Source organism: Nitrospina sp. P1_D6 (genome assembly GCF_052156615.1).
Taxonomy (GTDB): domain Bacteria; phylum Nitrospinota; class Nitrospinia; order Nitrospinales; family Nitrospinaceae; genus Nitrospina.
The window spans coordinates 224,755-243,374 of the sequence record NZ_JBQKUN010000003.1 but is presented as its reverse complement, the minus strand read 5'-3'; the positions used below and the strand labels follow the sequence as shown (position 1 = coordinate 243,374).

Genomic DNA, 18,620 nt, shown 5'->3' with positions numbered 1-18,620 from the left:
GCTCCTTCCTCCCGGCCGGGGTATGCTTCCGGCGGTCACTGGTCAATGAGGATGCTCAGTTTATCACAATGCGGTGCAGGTAATAATGGCTCTGCCGGGCCACTTGCCTCGTCCGGTTCAACAGGAACCGGTGAAACCGCTCCTGATGCTCGCGGGGGAATGCGGAATCCTGACCCCAAACATAATTTGAGTCGAACATGATATGGGTTGCGCCCAACGATTGCAACCGCTGAAAAACCTCTTTTTCGCTTTCTGTGGACTGAAGAATTTTTTGCAGAGTGTGCGCCTCGAACACGCTGTCACTGATGAAATCGCGGTGCGCCAGGTACCCCAGGTTGCGCATGTAAACGAACAACACGCGCCCGTCCGGCGGCACCCGTGTGTTCATCGCCTGGTATATGGGAAACACGCTTACGTTTCGCGACAGGTACGCTTCCCTTGACTCTTCACCCGCAAGGTACGCGAGCGGATCCTTCTTGTTCCATGCCTCAAGCGCAAGCAGGACGTTGAAAACCAGCCCAAGCGCGATCAGTCCCGTCCACGCGCGGTGAAGCCAAAATCCAAAATCTTCCCGCGGTGTTTGTGCTTGCCACGCCTCCAGTCCGTACACCAAAAGAAGCGACAGGAAAACCAGGGCGGGGGCAAGAAAGCGGATGTACTGAAAGTAAACAAACCAGAACAGAATGAGGACTGCGAAGGCCACGACCAGCGGGCCCAGCCGTGGCCGTCGATACCACCACATCCCGATCACCGCCGGCAGAATGATCAGGTAAGCGATACCCATTCGGCCGTCGAACCGCAGCGAGTGGGGTTCGCTGTGGAACGTGAGGTTGTAGGGCAGCATCAAAAAATCAACAAATCCCCGCCCCATGCCGAACATCCGGACGTACTGGTCCATCATGAGCGCGCGGGTGGGGTCCCAGTTGATCCGGTCCTGTCCACCCAGAACCTGCATGAACAGCGGCACAAACGGATTGCCCGAATAAATAAAATTGCGGCCCCACCAGGGGGCCATGCAAAGAAAGACCACCCCCGCAAAGACGAACAGTTTCCCCAGGACTCGCACGCCGGAGGCATTATTGCGCCGGGCCCACACAATCCCCAACGCCGCCAGCGGCAGGACGATGAATCCTGTCAGCTTGGTGGCGAAGGCGGAGCCGGCAAACAGGCACAGGAGCGCGAACCAGAATCCGTGCCCCGTCTCTCGCCAGCGTTCCCAGGAATAAAACGCGAAGAAAACAAAGCCCGCCAGAGGCAGATCCACATAGGCGGAACCGGCGATTTCCGTGAAGGTCGGCACCGAAAAGAAGACGGCGGGCACGAGCCAGCCGTAGCGGTTCCCCAGGTAGCGGCGGTAGTAAGCCACCAGTCCCACCGCCAGCGCCGCCGCCTGCCCCACACCCAGAAGCGCGGGCAGTCCTTCCACCCCGAACGTCAGCCCGAACAGGTACACCATCTCGAACAGCAGAGGAAAGAAGGAATACATGTTGTTGGGCAGGTTCACCACCCCGTGGTGTTCCAGGTAGGCCTGGGGAATGGCGAGGTGGTAGACCAGCGCGTCGGTGCGGACGGGCGGGGCCCAGGCCAGGGTGACAGCAAATGCGGCCAGTCCTCCCAGCACCAAAATGGCAAAGGTTTCCATCCAGGGCCGGTTTCTCCAGAACGGCCACATGGAAGGGTTCCGCAAAATTTTCCACAAGACGGCGAGTAAAGGAAGAACCTGGCTCCGTGCCAGGACAAGAAGGAAAACCAGCATCGCCCAGCCGGTGACCGGATGGAGAGCCCCGAGAAAGGCAAGGGCCATCATCAACCAGGCGGTGAGGGTCATCCCGACCGTAACGGAGACGGCCGCCGCTTCTTGCGGGGACGCCCATCGAACGCCAAAAATGGTAGCGATCCGGGTGCCGGCCAGGCCCCATGCAATTACCGTCAGGATGGTGAGAATGAGGGCCATGCAACCACCAGTGCAGAACCGGAGGCCGTAGAACGCCCCCGGTTCACTTTAAAGCCTGCTATTTTAAGTTTTTGATTGTAAAACGGTTTACTGGGTTTACCGAGCCCCGGGCGGGAAAACGGTGGCCACGCAGGGCGCTCCCCGAAAGGGTAATTTTTTATTGACACTGAACCAAGATGGAATATAATTTGGTCCTCATTTTTGCCAATGATCAAGATACCCGTGGGGCCGCCAAGCATTGGTACTATAACAGATTTTTCCCGGTAACTTGTTTGCCGTCTTATTATTCATTTGGATGCCTGTTAAATTCCCTTCAGAAAGGATCATTTCAATGAAAAAATCACTGATTGCATTGGTCGTAGCCGTATTGACCATGTTTGTGGCAAACGCGGCTTTCGCAGGTGGTGACTGCCCGCAGAAACGCAAAACCAAAAAAGCGCCGGGTTCGGTTTATTCCAAAGATAAGACCGCAAAAGCGGATGCAAAAAAAGGCAAAGACCTTTACACCAAGAAAGCCAAGCCGATGGCCTGCCAGATGTGCCATGGCGCCAAGGGCGCTGGTGACGGTCAGCTGGGTAAAGCGTTGAAACCCGCTCCGCGCAACTTCACCTGTGCCAAGACCATGAAAGACGTGACCCCCGGTCAGATGTTCCATATCATCAAGAACGGTTCTCCGGGAACCGGTATGGCTCCGTTTGGAAAAACGCTGAGCGACAAGGACATCTGGAACGTCGTCAAGTACATCCGCGAAGAACTGATGAAGTAAACCGGTTCTTTCGGTTACAGCTTTAAGAGGGCAGGGCGCCACCGGCGTCCTGCCCTTTTTTTATTTCCCAAACCGCCTTTTCGCCCCGGTATGGTATGTTGACTTGACTTTCGAGGAAGGGCCCGACCATGTTCCGAGCGGTTTCCATTTTGATCCTCAGTTCTTTTTTTGGGGCCGGTGTCGCCCAGGCAGGGCAGTTGGGAAGCGCCGACCGGCCCCTCACCATGATGTTCGTGCCCTCCGGTGAAGCGCAGGTGATCCTGAAAGGCGGTGAGGAGATCGCACGCCGCCTCACGGCCGTCACCGGCCTTCACTTCAAAGCGTCCATCGCCACCAGCTACGCCGCCGTGGTCGAGGCCATGGGCGCGGGCAAGGTGGACATCGGCTGGCTCACTCCCTTCGCCTATGTGCTTGCGAAAGAGCGTTACGGGGTGGAGCTTCTGCTCATCGTCCAGCGTTTCGGCAGTCCCTTTTACCGGGGCCAGATCGTCACCCGCACCGACAGCGGCATCCGAGCGCTCGAAGACCTGAAAGGGAAACGCTTCGCCTTCGTCGATCCCGCCAGCACCTCGGGTCACCTCTTCATCAAGACGTTGCTCAAATCCCACGGTCTTTCCCCGGAAAACCATTTGGGAAAAACGGTGTTTGCCGGGTCGCACAATGCCGTGGTCCTGTCCGTACTCAAGGGCGAGGTGGACGCCGGGGCCACGTACGACGACGCCCGCGCCGAACTGGTCAAATCGTTCCCCGACATATTCGAGAAAATCCGCGTCATCGCCCACACCAAGGATATTCCCAATGACACCGTCTCCGTGCGCAGGGAACTCCCAGCTGAAATCAGGGAGCGCATCAAGGAAGGGTTGACCCACCTCACCAAAACGCCGGAAGGCTCGAAGGTTCTGAAGCGCACTTATGGCGTGAGCGGTTTCCTGGATTTCGACGGATTGTACGATCCGGTACGCGAAGCCGGGCGCCTGCTCAATATCGACCCCACCCGGCTGGAAGGGAAGTGAGGCGTCGCCATGCTGGTCCTCGACCGCGTATCCAAAACCTATGCAGACGGCACCGAGGCGGTGAGGGAGGTTTCGTTCGAGCTTCAGGCCGGAGAGTTTGCGGTGGTGCTGGGACAGAGCGGGGCGGGCAAATCGACGCTTCTCCGTTGCATCAACCGGCTGGTGGAGCCGACGGCGGGACACATCGCACTGGACGGCGAGGACATCACCGGCGCGCCGCCGGACCGGTTGCGGACCCTTCGCCGCCGGATTGGCATGATTTTCCAGAATTACAACCTGGTGGGAAGAAACAGTGTGCTGACCAACGTCCTGGCGGGACGACTGGGTTACACACCGCCGTCCTACGCCCTTCTCAATCACTTTTCCCCGCAGGATGTGGAGGAGGCGCACGCCACACTTTCGCGGCTGGGCATTGCTGACAAGGCGCATCGCCGGGCCGACAGCCTGAGCGGCGGTCAACAGCAGCGCGTCGGCATCGCCCGGGCCCTCATGCAGCGGCCCAGAGTCATTCTGGCCGATGAGCCGGTGGCCAGCCTCGACCCCGCCACCGTGGAATCCATCCTGGAAACCCTGCTGGATATCAACCGGAAAGACGGCGTCACCATTTTGTGCAATCTGCACGTCCCGGAACTGGCGCGACGTTTCGGCAGACGGATTCTCGGGATGAAGGCCGGCGACCTGGTGTTCGACACACCTCCGGACGCCCTCGAAGCGGCCCAGATCGACGTGCTTTACGACATGTCTGTTTCCTCGTAGAATTTTCTTGTTTCTACCCCGGTTCAGTAATACATAATAGGAGTCGGCCAACCTTTTCGAGTTGAAGCGAATCTCTCCGATGTATTTTCACTCAAGGAATTCATGAACAGTTACCTGCGCGGCGGCATCGACACCGAACCCACCATCGCTTACTTCAGCATGGAAATCGGCATCGCCTCGGACATCCCGACCTACAGTGGAGGACTGGGTGTTCTGGCGGGCGACACGCTGAAGTCGTGCGCCGACCTGGGTCTGCCGGTGGTCGGCATCACCCTCCTGTACCGCAAGGGCTACTTTCGGCAGGAAATCACCGGACAGGGTGAGCAGAAGGAGCACCCCGTCGACTGGCGGCCGGAAGACCACCTGCAAAAATTGCCCGGCAAGATCATACTGGATGAGATTGAAGGCCGGTCGATCCTGGCGCAGGCGTGGCTGTATATTTACACCGGCACCACCGGCAAACCGGTTCCCATTTTGTTTCTCGACACGGACCTGGAGGAGAATGAGGAACCCGACCGCCGCCTGACCGATTCCCTTTATGCCGGTGACTCGGAGTTTCGCCTCAAGCAGGAGATCCTGCTCGGCATCGGCGGCGTCAAGTACCTGCGGGAACTCGGGTTCAACCGCATCCACACCTACCACATGAACGAGGGGCACTCGTCTCTGCTCACCCTGGAACTATTGCGTGAGCACCAGCGCACCGTGTTCGAAACGTGGGACGAGGAAACCGTGTGGGACGTGGAAAAGGTGAAGAGTCTGTGCGTGTTCACCACGCACACCCCCGTGTCGGCGGGGCACGACCGTTTCGGCTTCGACCTGGTCGAGCGCGTGCTTAAGACCGGTATTTCGATGAACGTGATCCGCAGGCTCAGTGGAGAAGACTGCCTCAACATGACGACGCTTGGACTCAACCTGAGCCGCTTCGCCAACGGCGTTGCGTATCAGCACGGCGACGTGTCCAGCGGCATGTTCCCCCATCACCAGATTGATTTCATCACAAACGGCATTCACACCTACACCTGGGTGCACGAATCGTTTCGCAAACTGTTCAACCGTCACGCCCGTTTGTGGAAGAACGATCCCAAGTACCTGCGGGAAGCGATGTCCATTCCACGCGACGAAGTGTGGCAGGCGCATCTGGAATGCAAGAACGAACTGTTCGACCGCGTCTCCAAAATGATGGGCGAAACCTTCGACCCGAATATCCTGACCCTGGGATTCGCCCGCCGCGCGGCGGCCTACAAACGGGCGTCGCTGATGTTTCGCCACCTCGACCGGCTGATCGAAATCGCCGAGAACAGCCCCGGTTTGCAGATCGTCTATGCCGGCAAGTCGCACCCGAAAGACGAAGCGGGCAAACGCCTGATCCGGGAAATTCACGAGTTTCAGAAGAAAATCGAACAACGCACCAAAAGACTCAAGCTGGTGTACATACCCAACTACAACATGGATCTGGGATACTACATCACCGGCGGGGTGGACGTGTGGGTGAACACCCCGATCCGCCCCCACGAGGCCTCCGGCACCAGCGGCATGAAGGCGGCACTCAACGGAGTGCTCAACCTGAGCATCCTTGACGGCTGGTGGGTGGAGGGTTGCATCGAAGGCGTCACCGGCTGGGCGATCGGCGACCTCGACCCCCGTCTCGACCTGTCTCCCGACGACCGCGACGACCTCGACTGCAAAAACCTTCACGACACGCTGGAGTCGAAGGTGATCCCGAAATACTATGAAGACCGCACAGGCTGGGCCAATATGCAGTGCCAGGCCATCGCCATCAACGGGTCTTTGTTCAACACCCACCGGCAGATGGAGCAGTACGTCACGAAGGCCTATTTTTCCTGCCGCTGAGTCCCCATTCGCGCCCAATCAGGCGGTTCCTGACCCGTCTATCCTTGAGTTTCATTGGTTAGGGAATTGTGATACCTTAATTTGGAATAAAATTTCCAAAGGTGCAGGGTGCAAGACAGGCAAGGGGGCTCCTGCAAAGGAGTGTGCATGTGGCATCGAGCCAAAATCTGGATGGCGGGAGCGGCCCTGATCCCTGTATTGCTGGTGGTCACCTCGTCGGCACGGGCGCAAACGTTTGAGAATCCGGGATTCCGCCCCACGGTGGACAATCCCATCCCGGTTGAACCGGGGTGGAAGGACCCAACGTACCGTGGTTGGGAACTGCTCAGCGTGCCCGGTCTCATCGCCACTTATTACGACCTGGACCTGGATGGCACGCTGGACTACCAGGTCATCCGGAAAATCATTCGCAAAGCGGCGAGTGAAGAATTAACCATTAAAGAAGCCATCCAGAACGCCCGGATCGATAATTTGAGCGTTTATGTTTCCTACCCGGTCATTTACTTCACCTCGAAGTATCCCCTGTTTTACTGCCTGGGCGTGGACTTCCGCAAAAATTGTCTCAACATCTGGGTCGATATCGCCGAGGACGGTTTGAACGGCAATGAAACCAAATACACGTTATCCGATCCCAAACCCCTGTTCCGCTAGTAAATCCATCTTCGCGCTGGGTCTGATTCTCGCGGTGACGCTTCTCGGCTGGCACGGCGAACCCACCTCCGTCCTCGCCCACGGTGGCGAAACGCACAATGAAAAACCGAAGGCGATGCCCAAGGAGATGAAGCAGGGCCAGTCCGGGCATTCCCATTCCGGCTCCGCTGAAAGCGGTCATTCCCATTCGCATGGCCCGGGGCGCAGTGTGACCGTCGGCGCGACGGTATACAAGCACATGTGCATTTTCTGTCACGGTGAAGACGGCAACGGCGGCGGCAAAGCGATGGCGTACCTTTACCCGTGGCCGCGCGATTTCCGAAAGGGCGTGTTCAAACACCGTTCCACGCCCACCGGGTCGTTGCCTCTCGACAAGGACATCTTCGATACCATCACCAAGGGCATTCCGGGTACGGCCATGCCGGCCTGGGAAAACGCGTTGACGGAAGATGAAACCTGGTCGGTGGTGGAATACCTCAAAACCTTTTCAAACCGGTTCAAAAACGAAACCCCGCAAAAACCCGTCACACCCGGGCCGGTACCGCCCTCCACCAGGGAGAGTATCGAAGCAGGCCACCAGATTTTTCAGGAAATGCGATGTGCGCGTTGTCACGGGACGGATCTCAAGGGAGACGGGCCCATCGCCGACAGCCTGTATGACATATGGGACCACCGTGTGTTCGTTTATGACCTGACCAATCCCAACACGTTCAAGTTCGGTTTCGATAAAGAAGACATATTCATGACTCTCAGCACGGGGATCGACGGCACCCCGATGAAGGCCTACAACCACCTCACTTCGAAAGAGCGGTGGGACCTGGCGTCGTTCGTGCATTCCCGGATCCAGGAAGACCGCTACCGCAAAGCCAAATATGAGGTCACGCTGAAATCCGAAAAGGTGGAAGGCGACATCGGCATCGACCCGTTCAGCGAATTATGGGACCCGGTCCCTGCCACCAACGTGCATTTGATCGTGCTGAATGCACGCCGCGATCCCATTACCCGCGTGCAGTTCCAGTCCGTGACCAACGGCAAGCAGATTGCCTTCCGCGTGCAGTGGGAAGACCCCGTTCCGAACCGGTCATCCAGCCGCCACCAGGATTTCAAGGACGCGGTGGCGCTGGAGTTTGCGCTGGGCGATGTGCTCCTGCACACGCACGGGCACAACGAACCCTTTTTTGGAATGGGCAACCGTGAAAAGCCGGTGAATATCTGGCAATGGCGCGCTGACTGGCAGAAAGAGATCGAGACCAAGGAAGAACTCGAACAGGCCACAGAAGGTCAGGGCATGGATATGGACGTGATGATCTTCGGTGGCGAGGTCAACCCCGTGGAATCGCTGAACCCGTTTCGTGAGGTTCCCATAGAGGAGATGAATGCAGAGGGCTTCGGCACGCTCACACCCCAGCCGAAAACCAAGCAGAATATTCGTGGCAAGGGGTTGTGGAAAGACGGCAAATGGACCGTGGTGTTTATTCGGGATATCGAATCCCTCAACAAATGGGATATCCAGTTCAATAAAAAACAACCCATTCTCATTGGTTTTGCGGTGTGGGACGGCCTGCACAAGGACCGCAACGGCCGTAAAACGGTTTCCATGTGGCAGAGGTTGGTTTTGCCTTGAACAATGGGTTGGTATAGGATATGTATTTAAGAAAAAGCCTGATAATTGAACCGTTTGAGATGCGCTGCCGGAGGGCAATCCGGCGCCGGGGATCCTACGGAGATCGTTTGAATTTTGGGAGGTGGTTCCATGTCTGACGACCAGACCAGAAAAGAGGAAGAAGCCCGGGAGAAAGAAGAATCTCTGGATGTGGCGGAATCCGATGTCGATGAGATTGAAGAAGAGGAAATCGATGAAGACGTCCTGACCGAAGACGAACTGGACGAGGTGGATGAGGTCGAGGAGGTCGATACAGGCCAGAAGGAAGTCGGCGCGATCATGGTCCTGGGCCAGAGCGGGTTTGAAGAAGGTCAATCCAACCGGGGCGCGGACGACCCCAGCGACAACACCCTGTCCGAACCGCAATTCGTCATGAAGTTTGGCGAAATGCTTTTCGTGGCGGACCGTGGCAATCATCGCGTGCTGGGCTGGAACACGTTTCCGGAAGAAAACGGCGAGCCTGCCAGCTTCGTGCTGGGGCAGGAAGACTTTTCCGACTGCCTTGAAAACCGCGGTATCACCACCACCCTGGACGAAATGACCTCCGGGCTGGGCGATGAAAGCCTGGACGGATTCACCATCAGCAAACCGGAAGAAGATACGCTGTCCCAGCCTGCGGGCATGGAAGTGATCGACGGCAAGCTGTACGTTGCCGACAGCGGCAACCATCGCGTCCTGCGGTGGAACGGGCTGCCCTCGGACGATGGCGAGGCGCCGGGCCTGGTGCTGGGGCAGGACAACCTGGAATGCGGAGAGGCCAACCGGCGCGGTCTGGTCGGTTCCGGTTCGTTGTTTTTTCCGTTCGGGGTGCGTTCGGGCGACGATCAGCATGTGTTCGTGGCCGACAAGGACAACCACCGCGTCCTTATCTGGAAAAAGATTCCCTTCAACAACGGCTGGAACGCGGATATCTGCCTCGGCCAGTCGGATATGGACGAACGCGAACCCAATCGAGGCGATTTCGATAACGTCACCCCGGATTCGATGAGCTTTCCCACCGGCGTGTTTTACCACGCGGAAACGGGAATGATTTTTGTTGTGGACCAGGGCAACAACCGTGTCCTGATCTGGAACAAAATGCCGTCGCACAATGGCGTTCCGGCAGACCTGGTGCTGGGGCAGCCGAATTTTTACAGCCGCGATGTGAACGCGGGGCAGGGCGGTTACCGCTGTGACGCGGTGGGCATGTATTTCCCCACCGACGTGGTGTACGGACGAAAAGGCCTGTTCGTCTCCGATTCCGGCAATAACCGTGTGCTGGGCTGGAAGGAACTGCCCACGGAAAACGGCCAGCCGGCCGACTTTGTTATCGGGCAGAAATCGTTTTACGAAAACAAGTTCAACCGGAACAGCGATCCCTCGCACTGTACCCTGAACGACCCCTACGGCCTGTTCCTGGAAGAGGATCCCGAGGACGAGGACGATTCGGGCCGCCTTTACATCTGCGATCGCGGCAATGCGCGGGTGGTGATCTGGGAAGAGTTGCCGATTCCCGAAGTGGAAATTCCCGAAGAGGACGAGGACCAATTGCACGCCGAGGTCGAGGACCCGGAACTGCTCATGGGTGAGGACGAGGACTTTTTCGAGGAAGACGAAATGCCGCCGGAAGAACTGGAAGAAGAGACGGCATAACGGTATCTTTCCAGACACGCAATCCAAAAACCCCCTTGCCCGTCCGGGCGAGGGGGTTTTTTTCGTTGAGCGGGATACGGGTGCGGCGGTCTCAGCGCAGGGTCAGGCGGCAGAACTGAATGGGTGCATCGTTCAGGGAAAAACTCCGCTGAATGTCTTTTTCCCGGTAGCCCAGTTTGCGCAGGGGTTTTTCCACGGCGCGCACCTCGCTTTCCGTCACGTACGCTACCGTATCCGGCACGCCACGCGCACTCAGGTTTTTCACCAGTTGGGCGATGAGCTTGCGCTGTTTCTTGGGCGTACCGGGAAGCGTCGGGTAATCCATCTTGCTGGCATAAGGGCTGCGGTAGTGCGTGTTGAGCGCCTGAAGGGTTTCCAGCATCAGCACATCCACGTCCCAGGGAGCCATCTCCGCCACTTTCGGATGGTTCTGCACCAGTTCCAGCAGACTGATCAGCGGTTCTTCCAGGCTGCGGCTCACGTATGCATGCTGCGGTTCCAGTTCGATGTGTGAAAAGCCCGCGGCCTGGCCGACCTCGGCGAGCAGGGGGAAGTTGACCATCGACGTGTACTGCCCGCCGTAAAGCTTGAAGTACGGCCGCCCCACCCGGTTGAGATGCGCTGTGGACAGCATGCCGTAATCGAACCCGGTGTAGCCCGCCGAATGCTGGGAATGCAGAAGCCGGCGCGCTTTCTCCAGCGTGCCGAACGCACCCACGTTGACGGGAGTCGGGATGTCGTCGTCGATGGCTTTCATGTGTTTGTGGACCACGTCACCGAACGGCCAGTCGCTGACGTCCGTGCGCTGGAAGGCACGTTCCCAGACGATCTGGTCGAGAAACGGGGGATGGGATTTCAGTGCGTCGAGGTCCGCGTTCTGGAATTGCTGGACGAACGCGTCGAAGTCGCCTTCGATGACAGCGGGGTCGATCAACGGTTGCAGGTATTCCTCGAACAGCGTGCCCTGGCTTTTGACCAGGACGCGCGTGGCGAGGTCGTCCCAGATTTCATTCGACAGCACCCAGGTGAGCGAGCCCGGTTCCGCGCCCTCCGGATCGCGCGCGTCGATGAGCGCGGTGGCATAGCGCCCTGCATGCGCCTGCAAATCCGGGTTGGCCTCGACCCCGTTTAAAATTTCCTGTGAATAGTCACAGAGTGTGTACGAAAGTCGCGGGTACACGCGGCCTTCCGGGTCGATGTCCTTCAACCGGTCGAGCAGGCGGGCCGCGAGGTTGCCGTTGCCGACTCCCCATTCCTGCACGAGCAGAGGCACCTCTGTGGGAAGGGTTTTGCAGTGTTTAAAGAAATGGTCGGCCAGGGCGTAGGCCAGACGATGATCCCGGCTGACGTAGGTCTGGAAATGGTGGTGGATTCCGGGACCTTTGGTCCCGTAGAAGATATGGTTGACGTGCACCTGCCACACATCGGCGGGCTGGAAATCGCCGAGTGAGGCCAGCTCGGAATGGCCGGAATTCATCCTCAGTCAGACCCGGTGAAAGGCTATTGTTTTTCCGCGGCGGTTTTCCCTGTGGTGGCCACGCCACCGGGAATACCGGACATTTCGGTGCCACCGGAGCCCTGCGGCCGGATGAGTTCCTGGTACTTGTCGTGAGCTTTCGTGGCCTCTTCGTGACGGCCGATTTCCTTGAAGCACTGGTAAAGGTTGAGCCATGCGGTGGCGTCGCCTTCGTTCAGGCTGACGGCTGTCTTGAATTCCTTGATGGCGCTTTCGACACGGTTGACCGAAGCATAGAGGCTTCCCAGGTTGGTGTGCGGCAGGGAAAACTCCGGGTCCAGCTCCATCGCTGTTTTGAACGCATCGATGGCTTCATCCACCATGTTTTTGGCGGAGAAGGCGCTGCCAAGGTTGCACCAGGCCTGCGGGTCTTTTTCATCGAGATCCACGACACACTGGTGGGTGGTGAGCGATTCGTCGAAGTCGCCGTTGGCAAAGTACGCATTGCCCAGCGCCGCGCGCAGTTCCTTGTTTTCCGGGTCGAACATCAATACCTTTTTGAGCGTACGGATTTCGTTCAGGTGGTCCTTCAACATGTTCAAACCCGCAGCCAGGTTGGCGTAGGAGGTGGTATCCGTCGGGTCCAGCTCGATGCAACGCTGGAAAGCGCGTACTGCGTTTTCGAAATAGTCCTTCAACATGTAGGCGCCGCCCAGATTGAAGAACACTTCCGGATCGTCGGGTTCCAGCTCCGCGGCGCGGTTCAATTCGCGGATGGCTTCATCTTCCTGCTCGGACAGGGCATAGGCGGTACCCAGTACCTTGTAGGCCCGGCCGAACTTCGGGTCCTTGTTGATGACCGCCCTCAGTTCCTTGATCGCTTCTTCGTAGTTGCCGCCGTCGATGAACAGTGTGGCCAGCTCCGTCTTTTTTTCGAGGTTGTCCGGGTCGTTGCGCAGTTCCTTCTTGATTTGCCGGGTTTTCTTCATGATGGCGGTTTCCAGCTTGATCTGCTCCGGGTCGCGCACCCCCAGCTCTTCAAAAATCTCCGGGTGGATTTTCATGGTCATCCAGTTGGACTCTTTTTTGTCCTGCTGGCGCTTGCGAAACTCTTCAACATCAAAGTCTTCGTTGACATCTATGTCTGCCATGAATGGAACCTCTATGCGAACGGTTGCTGTTGACCCCACCGCCATAGGCGGCACTGCCTGAAAGCTGATTTAATTGAATTTTAGGTTATCTGGCGTGGGGGTGTCAAACCCTAAACCCGGGGGGCGGGCGTGGAAGGCGTTGTGGAGTCAGGCCTCCACTGCTTCTGTCAGGGCCTCGTCCTGCGCCATGCGCAGGATTTCCTCGCGGCCGAAACGGTCGAGATAAAGCAGAAAGTGCTCGCGCGAGAGGTATTTCCAGATTTTGCGGGATGGGAAGCAATCATCGAGGACGGCGTCAAACTGTTCGTACACGTCCATGACCTCGTCGCGGGTCATGCCTTTCTGGATCTCGAAGTCGAAGACGATCGCCATGTCGCGTTCCGGGTCCTGGACAATGCGGTCGATGGAGAACTTCTTCGGGTTGTGGAAGATGGCGGAATCTTTTTCCAGCGAAAAGGTGGACTGGCCGACGGAATGAACGATCCCGCTGCCGCGCTCGCTGTTTTCCACGGTGAAGCGGATGGTCTCCTCTGCTTCTTCCAGTTCTTCCGTGGGAAAGCCGAAGAACAGGTAGAGGTGGTTCCAGATACCCGCGCGGGCGCTGTTGGTCAGAACGCGGTGCTCGGTTTTCTGGTCGCATCCCTTGTCGATGATCGACAACACGCGGTCGTTGGCGCTCTCGAGACCATAGAACAGCATGATGAACCCCGCCCGGCAGATTTCCCGGAACAGGTCTTCGGTTTCCACCGTGTCCGCCTCAAACTTCAGCATGCCGAGAGCGCGCATGTCCACGTTGTTTTTGAGGATGGCGGCGGCCATGCGCTTGAAGGCGTTGGGCGAGATGGCTTCGTCCGAGAACGTGAAGTATTTCGTGTTGTGCCGTTTTCCAAGGTAGTCGATGTCCTCGGCCACGCGGGCTTCGTTTTCCTTGCGGTAGAAAGAATCATAGATGTGGCTGTGGGTGCAGAACGTGCACTTGCCCCAGTAACAGCCGCGACTGGCCATGTAGGGCAGGACGGGATACGGCATCAGGTATTTATCCAGCGGCATGTCGTCGAAATCCGGGCGCGCCAGCTGGTCGTAGGGCAACGACTCCGCTTTGGGATTGTGAACCACTTTGCCGTCCTGCAGGTGGATCAGGTTCGGCACTTCGCTGAGCGATCCTCCGGATTGCAATTGCTCCAGCAGGCGGCGGAGCGGGAGTTCCCCTTCAAACAGAATGATGCTGTGAAAAAACTCATCGAACAGGATCTGCTTGTCGTCGAGGATGTCGATGTGCCGGGTGAACACGCTTCCGCCGATGACGATGTGCAGGTGCGGGTGTTGTTTTCGCAGCAAACGGGCCAGGCTGAGCCCGGCGATCACCTGCCCGACGTGGATGATGGAAATGCCCACCACGCCGTATTCGTTCCAGTCCACCCGCGGCATAAGGTGATCTTCGAACAGCCGCAGGTAGGGGTTGGCTACATGGTCGGCGGTGGCCCCCACGATGCCTTTCAGGTTTTCTTCCGGGTTGCCCGGCATGAAGAACGACTCCAGGTCCACCTGGCTCGGAAAGTGCGCGAACGAGATCAGTTTCATCGCGATCTTGAGCGTGGTGTAGGCCCGCTTGTACACCGGGAACTGGAAGAACAATTCCTCCGTTCGCAGGACCTCTTTCGCTTCTTCCACGCCGGTGTAAATCGATTCCAGATAATCCGGATCGGACAGGATGTCACGGTACACGTTTTTGACCTGGTTTTCTTCCGGCGTGTAGGCCGGGCGGGACAGGCGCTCGCGGATGATTTCGACGCACTCTTCCAGGTACGGACGCGACAGGAAAGTTTCGTAGCCCTCGATATTGAAGTCGTACTGGTCCACTTCGTGGCCGTGCGACTTCAGATACCCGGCGAGCGTGGGCAATGCCAGGTAGGGCTGACTCGGAAACCACTGCGGTGGGAATATGAGGGCCGTCTTCATATAAATTCCTAATTCCATTAGGATAGTTACGATCATCATAGAGAACCGAAGAACCTGCTGTCAATGCGGGATGAGCATTTTCAGTCAACTGGCTGAATGGCATGAAACGGGAGGTTGGGGAAGGCGGGTAATGCGGATACAAGTGCCCATTTGACCGGGTTTTTAGGAGAGGCAATTGTCTTGACACCCTTTTTCCTATGTATATATAATGCGTAAAACCCAGAAAGGCCGTAAACTTTTATATTTTTGATGGTTACGACCATTTCCCGATTTGAACCGTTTGTTTTGAAGGAGATCAGGTTTTGAGCGAACACGATACCCAAACCAATCCTGAAGATACCGAGGCCCCGGAAGATGGTCAGGAGATGAGCCAACGGACAGACGACCCGATGTCCGATCTTTCGGAACTTGAAAAGATAAAAAAAGAACTCGAGGCGGAAAAGGCAAAGGCTGCCAAGGAGCTGGAAGAAGGCGAGGAGGATGACGAGGATTTACGCGAGGTCGATTACCTGCAGAAGGTCATCGATCTGTCCGTGAAGTTCGACCACCACGTTGGCGTGTACCTCATGGCGGGATACATTGATTGCGGCCTGAAATACAATCACCAGTTGGCCGACAGTTACATGAAACACCTGGCGACGATTCAAGGCTTCCTGCGTCTTCTGGAAAAAGTGGACGGCGTCACCCGCGAAATGGTGACCAAGGATTGCATCGTACGCATGCGCAATGTCATTCAGGAGATCCACAAGCACCTGGTCAAGCCGGTTTACAAGGAAGTGTCCCTGATGAAAAAGAAACCGAACATGGAAAACCTGGACAACTTCCAGCGCGAATGGAACGAACGGTTGAACGAACTCCAGAATGCCTGCGATTTCGAGTACCAGATTCTGGACGTCAAAAAGTTTATGGTGAACTGACACCGGTCTGGCCGGTTCCGGCTGACCGGTACGCCGAACGGGTTTTTTCTTGCCGGGGTGCGTCCCGCCCCAGAGTCCGAATGCCTGAAGGAAGCCCACCCGATGTGGGCGTCCGCTCTTGCCCGGTCCTCCAAAGGAATCCACACCCAGTTGTCCCGCAGCCGACCCCCATCAGACCGAATTGAAATCACGACACTGTCACCGTTTAGAACGCTGACTGATTGAGGATGTGGCATGGCACAAGACAATGAAGCGGTAGAAGAAGTCGAGACCGAGGAGGTCGTCGGCGAATCGACCGCCATCGAGGTTCAGGATCCCGCGACGCTTCCGGAGGAGAGGCCGAAATGGGCGGACGTCGATCACACACAGTTGTACGTGTGGGTGGCGGATGCGGGCAACGACCGCATCCAAAAGTTTGACGGCAACGGCAGGTTCCTGTTCGAATTTGGAAAGCCCGCCGGCACCCGGCCTCCCTACCGGCCGGGGTTGTTCAAAGGGCCGTTTGGTGTGGCGGTGGACAAGGAAGGCAACATCTGGGTGGCGGACACGGGGTGCCACCGCATCCAGAAATTCGATCCCGACGGCGATTTCATCCTGGAGTTCGGCGGTGAGGGTTACGGACAGAGCAAGTTTTACTGGCCGGAGGCGATCTGTGTCGAGCCCATGGGCACGGTCCTGGTGGCGGACACGCACAACCACTGCCTGAAACGATATGATGAAGACGGGGAGTTCCTGCTCGGGTTCGGTTTCGCCGGCAACTTCGACGGGTTCATGAAATTCCCCACCGGCCTCGCCACCGACGCCGAGGGAAATATCTACGTCGCCGACCGCGACAACCAGCGTGTTCAGATTTTCAACGAAGAGGGCCAGTTCCTCACCAAGTTCGGCGAGTATGGGTTCGAGGAAGGGCGGTTCAACTTTCCCTCCGACCTCACCGTGCGCACCGACGGCACCCTGCTGGTTGCGGAAAAGAGCCAGAACCGGCTGCAGCAGTTTGACCGCGACGGCAATTTCATCGCCTCCTTTTGTGAATACGGGAAACGCGACGGGCAGTTCAACTGCCCCATGGCCATCGCCGAGGACCCTTACGGATTCGTCTTTGTGGTGGATACGTTGAACAACCGCATTCAGAAATTCGACCCGGAAATGAATTTCGTCAGCAAGTGGGGCACCATTGGGCGCGAGGAAAAGCAGTTTCAGAATCCCAGCGGCATCTGGCTTTCCTGGGAGCCTGATTGGGAGCCGAAAGATGAGTGAGTGGCGGGTGCGTACTGTGGGTGGGGTGGCGCCGTGGGTGGTGACCACCCTCCTGTTTCTCCTTCCCGCCATGGCATGGGCCGCAGATGAAAAACCGCAGGCGTCCGACCCGGAGTTCGGGGGGCAGATCCTCACCCTCACGGAGCCGCCCAAGGCGGAATTCAAAACCGACGACCCGCGGTTCCAGGACAATCAAAACGGCACCGTGACCGACATTCAGGAAAAACTCGTGTGGGAGCAGATGGATTCCTACCAGTCGCTCAAAAAGTGGCTGAACTGGAACGACGCCCAGCACTACATCCGGAAGATGAACGAAACCGAATTCGGCGGGGCGTCCAACTGGCGCCTTCCCACCCGGGAGGAACTGAAAAGCCTTTATGATGAGTCGAAGTCGGTTTCGTGGAATTATTACTGGACGAAGAACGAAGTGCACATCGACCCCATTTTCGGCAACAGCAACTGCTGTTACTGGTCTGTGGAAGAGGTGAGCGAGGAAATGGCGTGGGGGTTCAATTTCATCCGCGGCAAAGCCTACCCCAGCATGAAGGGCGGCATCCAGAAATCCCTCACCGTCATCCGCGCAGTCCGCGACCTCAAGGAAAACGAAAAAGTCAGCTTGAAGTGATTCCCTCAATGCTTTTTTGGCGGAATCGAATTTCGGCGGGTACGAGTCTGCTAGAATAAAGCTGGGTTTATTTTGGAAGGATAACGGGGTATGAATTCCGAAGAAGAAAAGAATCCGGACGAATTGGAAGAAGAGGGCGCCCAGGGCGGGGATGCGCCGGAGGGGGAGGATGACCTGAGCAGTAACTTCCGGGTGCGGGAAGACGACCCTTACGAGCGCGCTCAGAAAGAGGGCGGTGAAGAAGCAGAGTTCGATCTGGAATCGCAGATCGAGGAGTTTCGTGCCCAGATTGAGGAAGAGCCCGACAACTGCATCCACCACTATAATCTGGCTGAAGCTCTGGAGGAACTGGGTCAGCACAAGGAGGCGCGCGAGGAATACGAACTGGCGCTGGAACTGGACAAGGAAAATGACTTTCACTCGATCATCCATTTCGGCCTGGCCAACATGCAGTTTCAGATGTTGTTGTCCGGAATCCAGTCGGTGGTGGTGAAAAGCTCCATCGGCCTGCACTCGGCGCACAAGGCCGGCGACTCCATCACCCAGGTGAACGACGACGACTATAAGGACCCCATCTACAATTTTGAAAAGGCCATGGAGTTTCTGCCGCATTTGAAAGCGGATGAAGACCTGGTGGATTACATTGCGAAAGAAGCCCCCTCTCAGCTGGCCAATCTGTATTACAAGTGGGCGTCCGACCTGATCGACAAAAGCCGGCAGATCGATCTGTACGGTGAGGAAATTCAGGACGTGGAAAAAGCCCTCAAGCTTTTGAAAAAATCAATGGATATCGATCCCAATCATGCCCAGGCCAAGATGATGATCACCTACGCCAAGAAGATGCTGGCCGAGGGATGGAAGACCTATGATGAATACGGGTTCGAGGCCAAGACCATCGAAGGCCGGGGGTGACGGGACCGGGGCCTCGTTATTGCGCCTGACTTTAAAAGTGAATGGAGAGAAAAGGAA

General features: G+C 57.2%; 15 protein-coding genes. 11 read left to right on the top strand and 4 right to left on the bottom strand.

Annotated elements, in window-relative coordinates; genetic code table 11:
* Positions 1-55 precede the first annotated feature (55 nt).
* The gene (locus tag ACTRXA_RS07335) at positions 56-1,954 is read right to left on the bottom strand and encodes an ArnT family glycosyltransferase (RefSeq protein ID WP_442426555.1); all 1,899 of its coding nucleotides are present in this window, start codon (positions 1,952-1,954) and stop codon (positions 56-58) included.
* Between the two features lie 331 nt (positions 1,955-2,285).
* Here ACTRXA_RS07335 and ACTRXA_RS07330 point away from each other — a divergent pair, with 331 nt between their 5' ends.
* The 7 genes from ACTRXA_RS07330 (at position 2,286) to ACTRXA_RS07300 (ending at position 10,286) form a co-directional block, all read left to right on the top strand.
* Entirely contained in the window at positions 2,286-2,720 is a 435-nt protein-coding gene (locus tag ACTRXA_RS07330; RefSeq protein ID WP_442426554.1) for a c-type cytochrome, read from the top strand.
* Positions 2,721-2,848: 128 nt separating this feature from the next.
* Positions 2,849-3,733, top strand: a complete 885-nt coding sequence (locus ACTRXA_RS07325) for a phosphate/phosphite/phosphonate ABC transporter substrate-binding protein (RefSeq protein WP_442426553.1) — start codon at positions 2,849-2,851, stop codon at positions 3,731-3,733.
* Positions 3,734-3,742: 9 nt separating this feature from the next.
* Positions 3,743-4,489: a phosphonate ABC transporter ATP-binding protein gene (gene phnC / locus ACTRXA_RS07320; protein WP_442426552.1), complete on the top strand. Its 747-nt coding sequence runs from the start codon at positions 3,743-3,745 to the stop codon at positions 4,487-4,489.
* Positions 4,490-4,591: 102 nt separating this feature from the next.
* Positions 4,592-6,340 (top strand): alpha-glucan family phosphorylase, encoded by a 1,749-nt coding sequence (gene glgP, locus ACTRXA_RS07315; RefSeq protein ID WP_442426551.1) that lies wholly within the window; start codon positions 4,592-4,594, stop codon positions 6,338-6,340.
* Between the two features lie 147 nt (positions 6,341-6,487).
* The gene (locus tag ACTRXA_RS07310) at positions 6,488-6,991 is read left to right on the top strand and encodes a hypothetical protein (protein WP_442426550.1); all 504 of its coding nucleotides are present in this window, start codon (positions 6,488-6,490) and stop codon (positions 6,989-6,991) included.
* A complete protein-coding gene (locus ACTRXA_RS07305; RefSeq protein WP_442426549.1) occupies positions 6,945-8,615 on the top strand; it encodes an ethylbenzene dehydrogenase-related protein in 1,671 nt (556 codons plus the stop codon). The genes ACTRXA_RS07310 and ACTRXA_RS07305 overlap by 47 nt, the downstream gene beginning before the upstream one ends.
* A 129-nt stretch (positions 8,616-8,744) precedes the next feature.
* Positions 8,745-10,286, top strand: coding sequence for a hypothetical protein (locus ACTRXA_RS07300; RefSeq protein WP_442426548.1), 1,542 nt, complete (start codon positions 8,745-8,747; stop codon positions 10,284-10,286).
* A 91-nt stretch (positions 10,287-10,377) separates the two neighbouring features.
* Here the strand turns inward: ACTRXA_RS07300 and ACTRXA_RS07295 are convergent, their stop codons facing one another.
* The 3 genes from ACTRXA_RS07295 to ACTRXA_RS07285 all read right to left on the bottom strand — a co-directional run bounded on the left by ACTRXA_RS07295 (position 10,378) and on the right by ACTRXA_RS07285 (position 14,852).
* The gene (locus ACTRXA_RS07295; protein ID WP_442426547.1) at positions 10,378-11,763 is read right to left on the bottom strand and encodes a hypothetical protein; all 1,386 of its coding nucleotides are present in this window, start codon (positions 11,761-11,763) and stop codon (positions 10,378-10,380) included.
* Positions 11,764-11,786: 23 nt separating this feature from the next.
* Positions 11,787-12,893: a tetratricopeptide repeat protein gene (locus tag ACTRXA_RS07290; protein ID WP_442426546.1), complete on the bottom strand. Its 1,107-nt coding sequence runs from the start codon at positions 12,891-12,893 to the stop codon at positions 11,787-11,789.
* A gap of 147 nt (positions 12,894-13,040) precedes the next feature.
* On the bottom strand, positions 13,041-14,852 hold the full coding sequence (locus ACTRXA_RS07285) for a B12-binding domain-containing radical SAM protein (RefSeq protein WP_442426545.1): 1,812 nt from the start codon (positions 14,850-14,852) through the stop codon (positions 13,041-13,043).
* 302 nt (positions 14,853-15,154) lie between these two features.
* On the opposite strand from ACTRXA_RS07285, the gene ACTRXA_RS07280 reads away from it, so the two are divergent.
* The 4 genes from ACTRXA_RS07280 to ACTRXA_RS07265 all read left to right on the top strand — a co-directional run bounded on the left by ACTRXA_RS07280 (position 15,155) and on the right by ACTRXA_RS07265 (position 18,563).
* Entirely contained in the window at positions 15,155-15,769 is a 615-nt protein-coding gene (locus ACTRXA_RS07280) for a hypothetical protein (RefSeq protein WP_442426544.1), read from the top strand.
* A 234-nt stretch (positions 15,770-16,003) separates the two neighbouring features.
* Positions 16,004-17,026, top strand: coding sequence for an NHL repeat-containing protein (locus ACTRXA_RS07275; RefSeq protein ID WP_442426543.1), 1,023 nt, complete (start codon positions 16,004-16,006; stop codon positions 17,024-17,026).
* A complete protein-coding gene (locus ACTRXA_RS07270) occupies positions 17,019-17,651 on the top strand; it encodes a DUF1566 domain-containing protein (protein ID WP_442426542.1) in 633 nt (210 codons plus the stop codon). Before ACTRXA_RS07275 ends, ACTRXA_RS07270 begins: the two co-directional genes overlap by 8 nt.
* 90 nt (positions 17,652-17,741) lie before the next feature.
* The gene (locus ACTRXA_RS07265) at positions 17,742-18,563 is read left to right on the top strand and encodes a tetratricopeptide repeat protein (protein WP_442426541.1); all 822 of its coding nucleotides are present in this window, start codon (positions 17,742-17,744) and stop codon (positions 18,561-18,563) included.
* Positions 18,564-18,620: the final 57 nt, after the last annotated feature.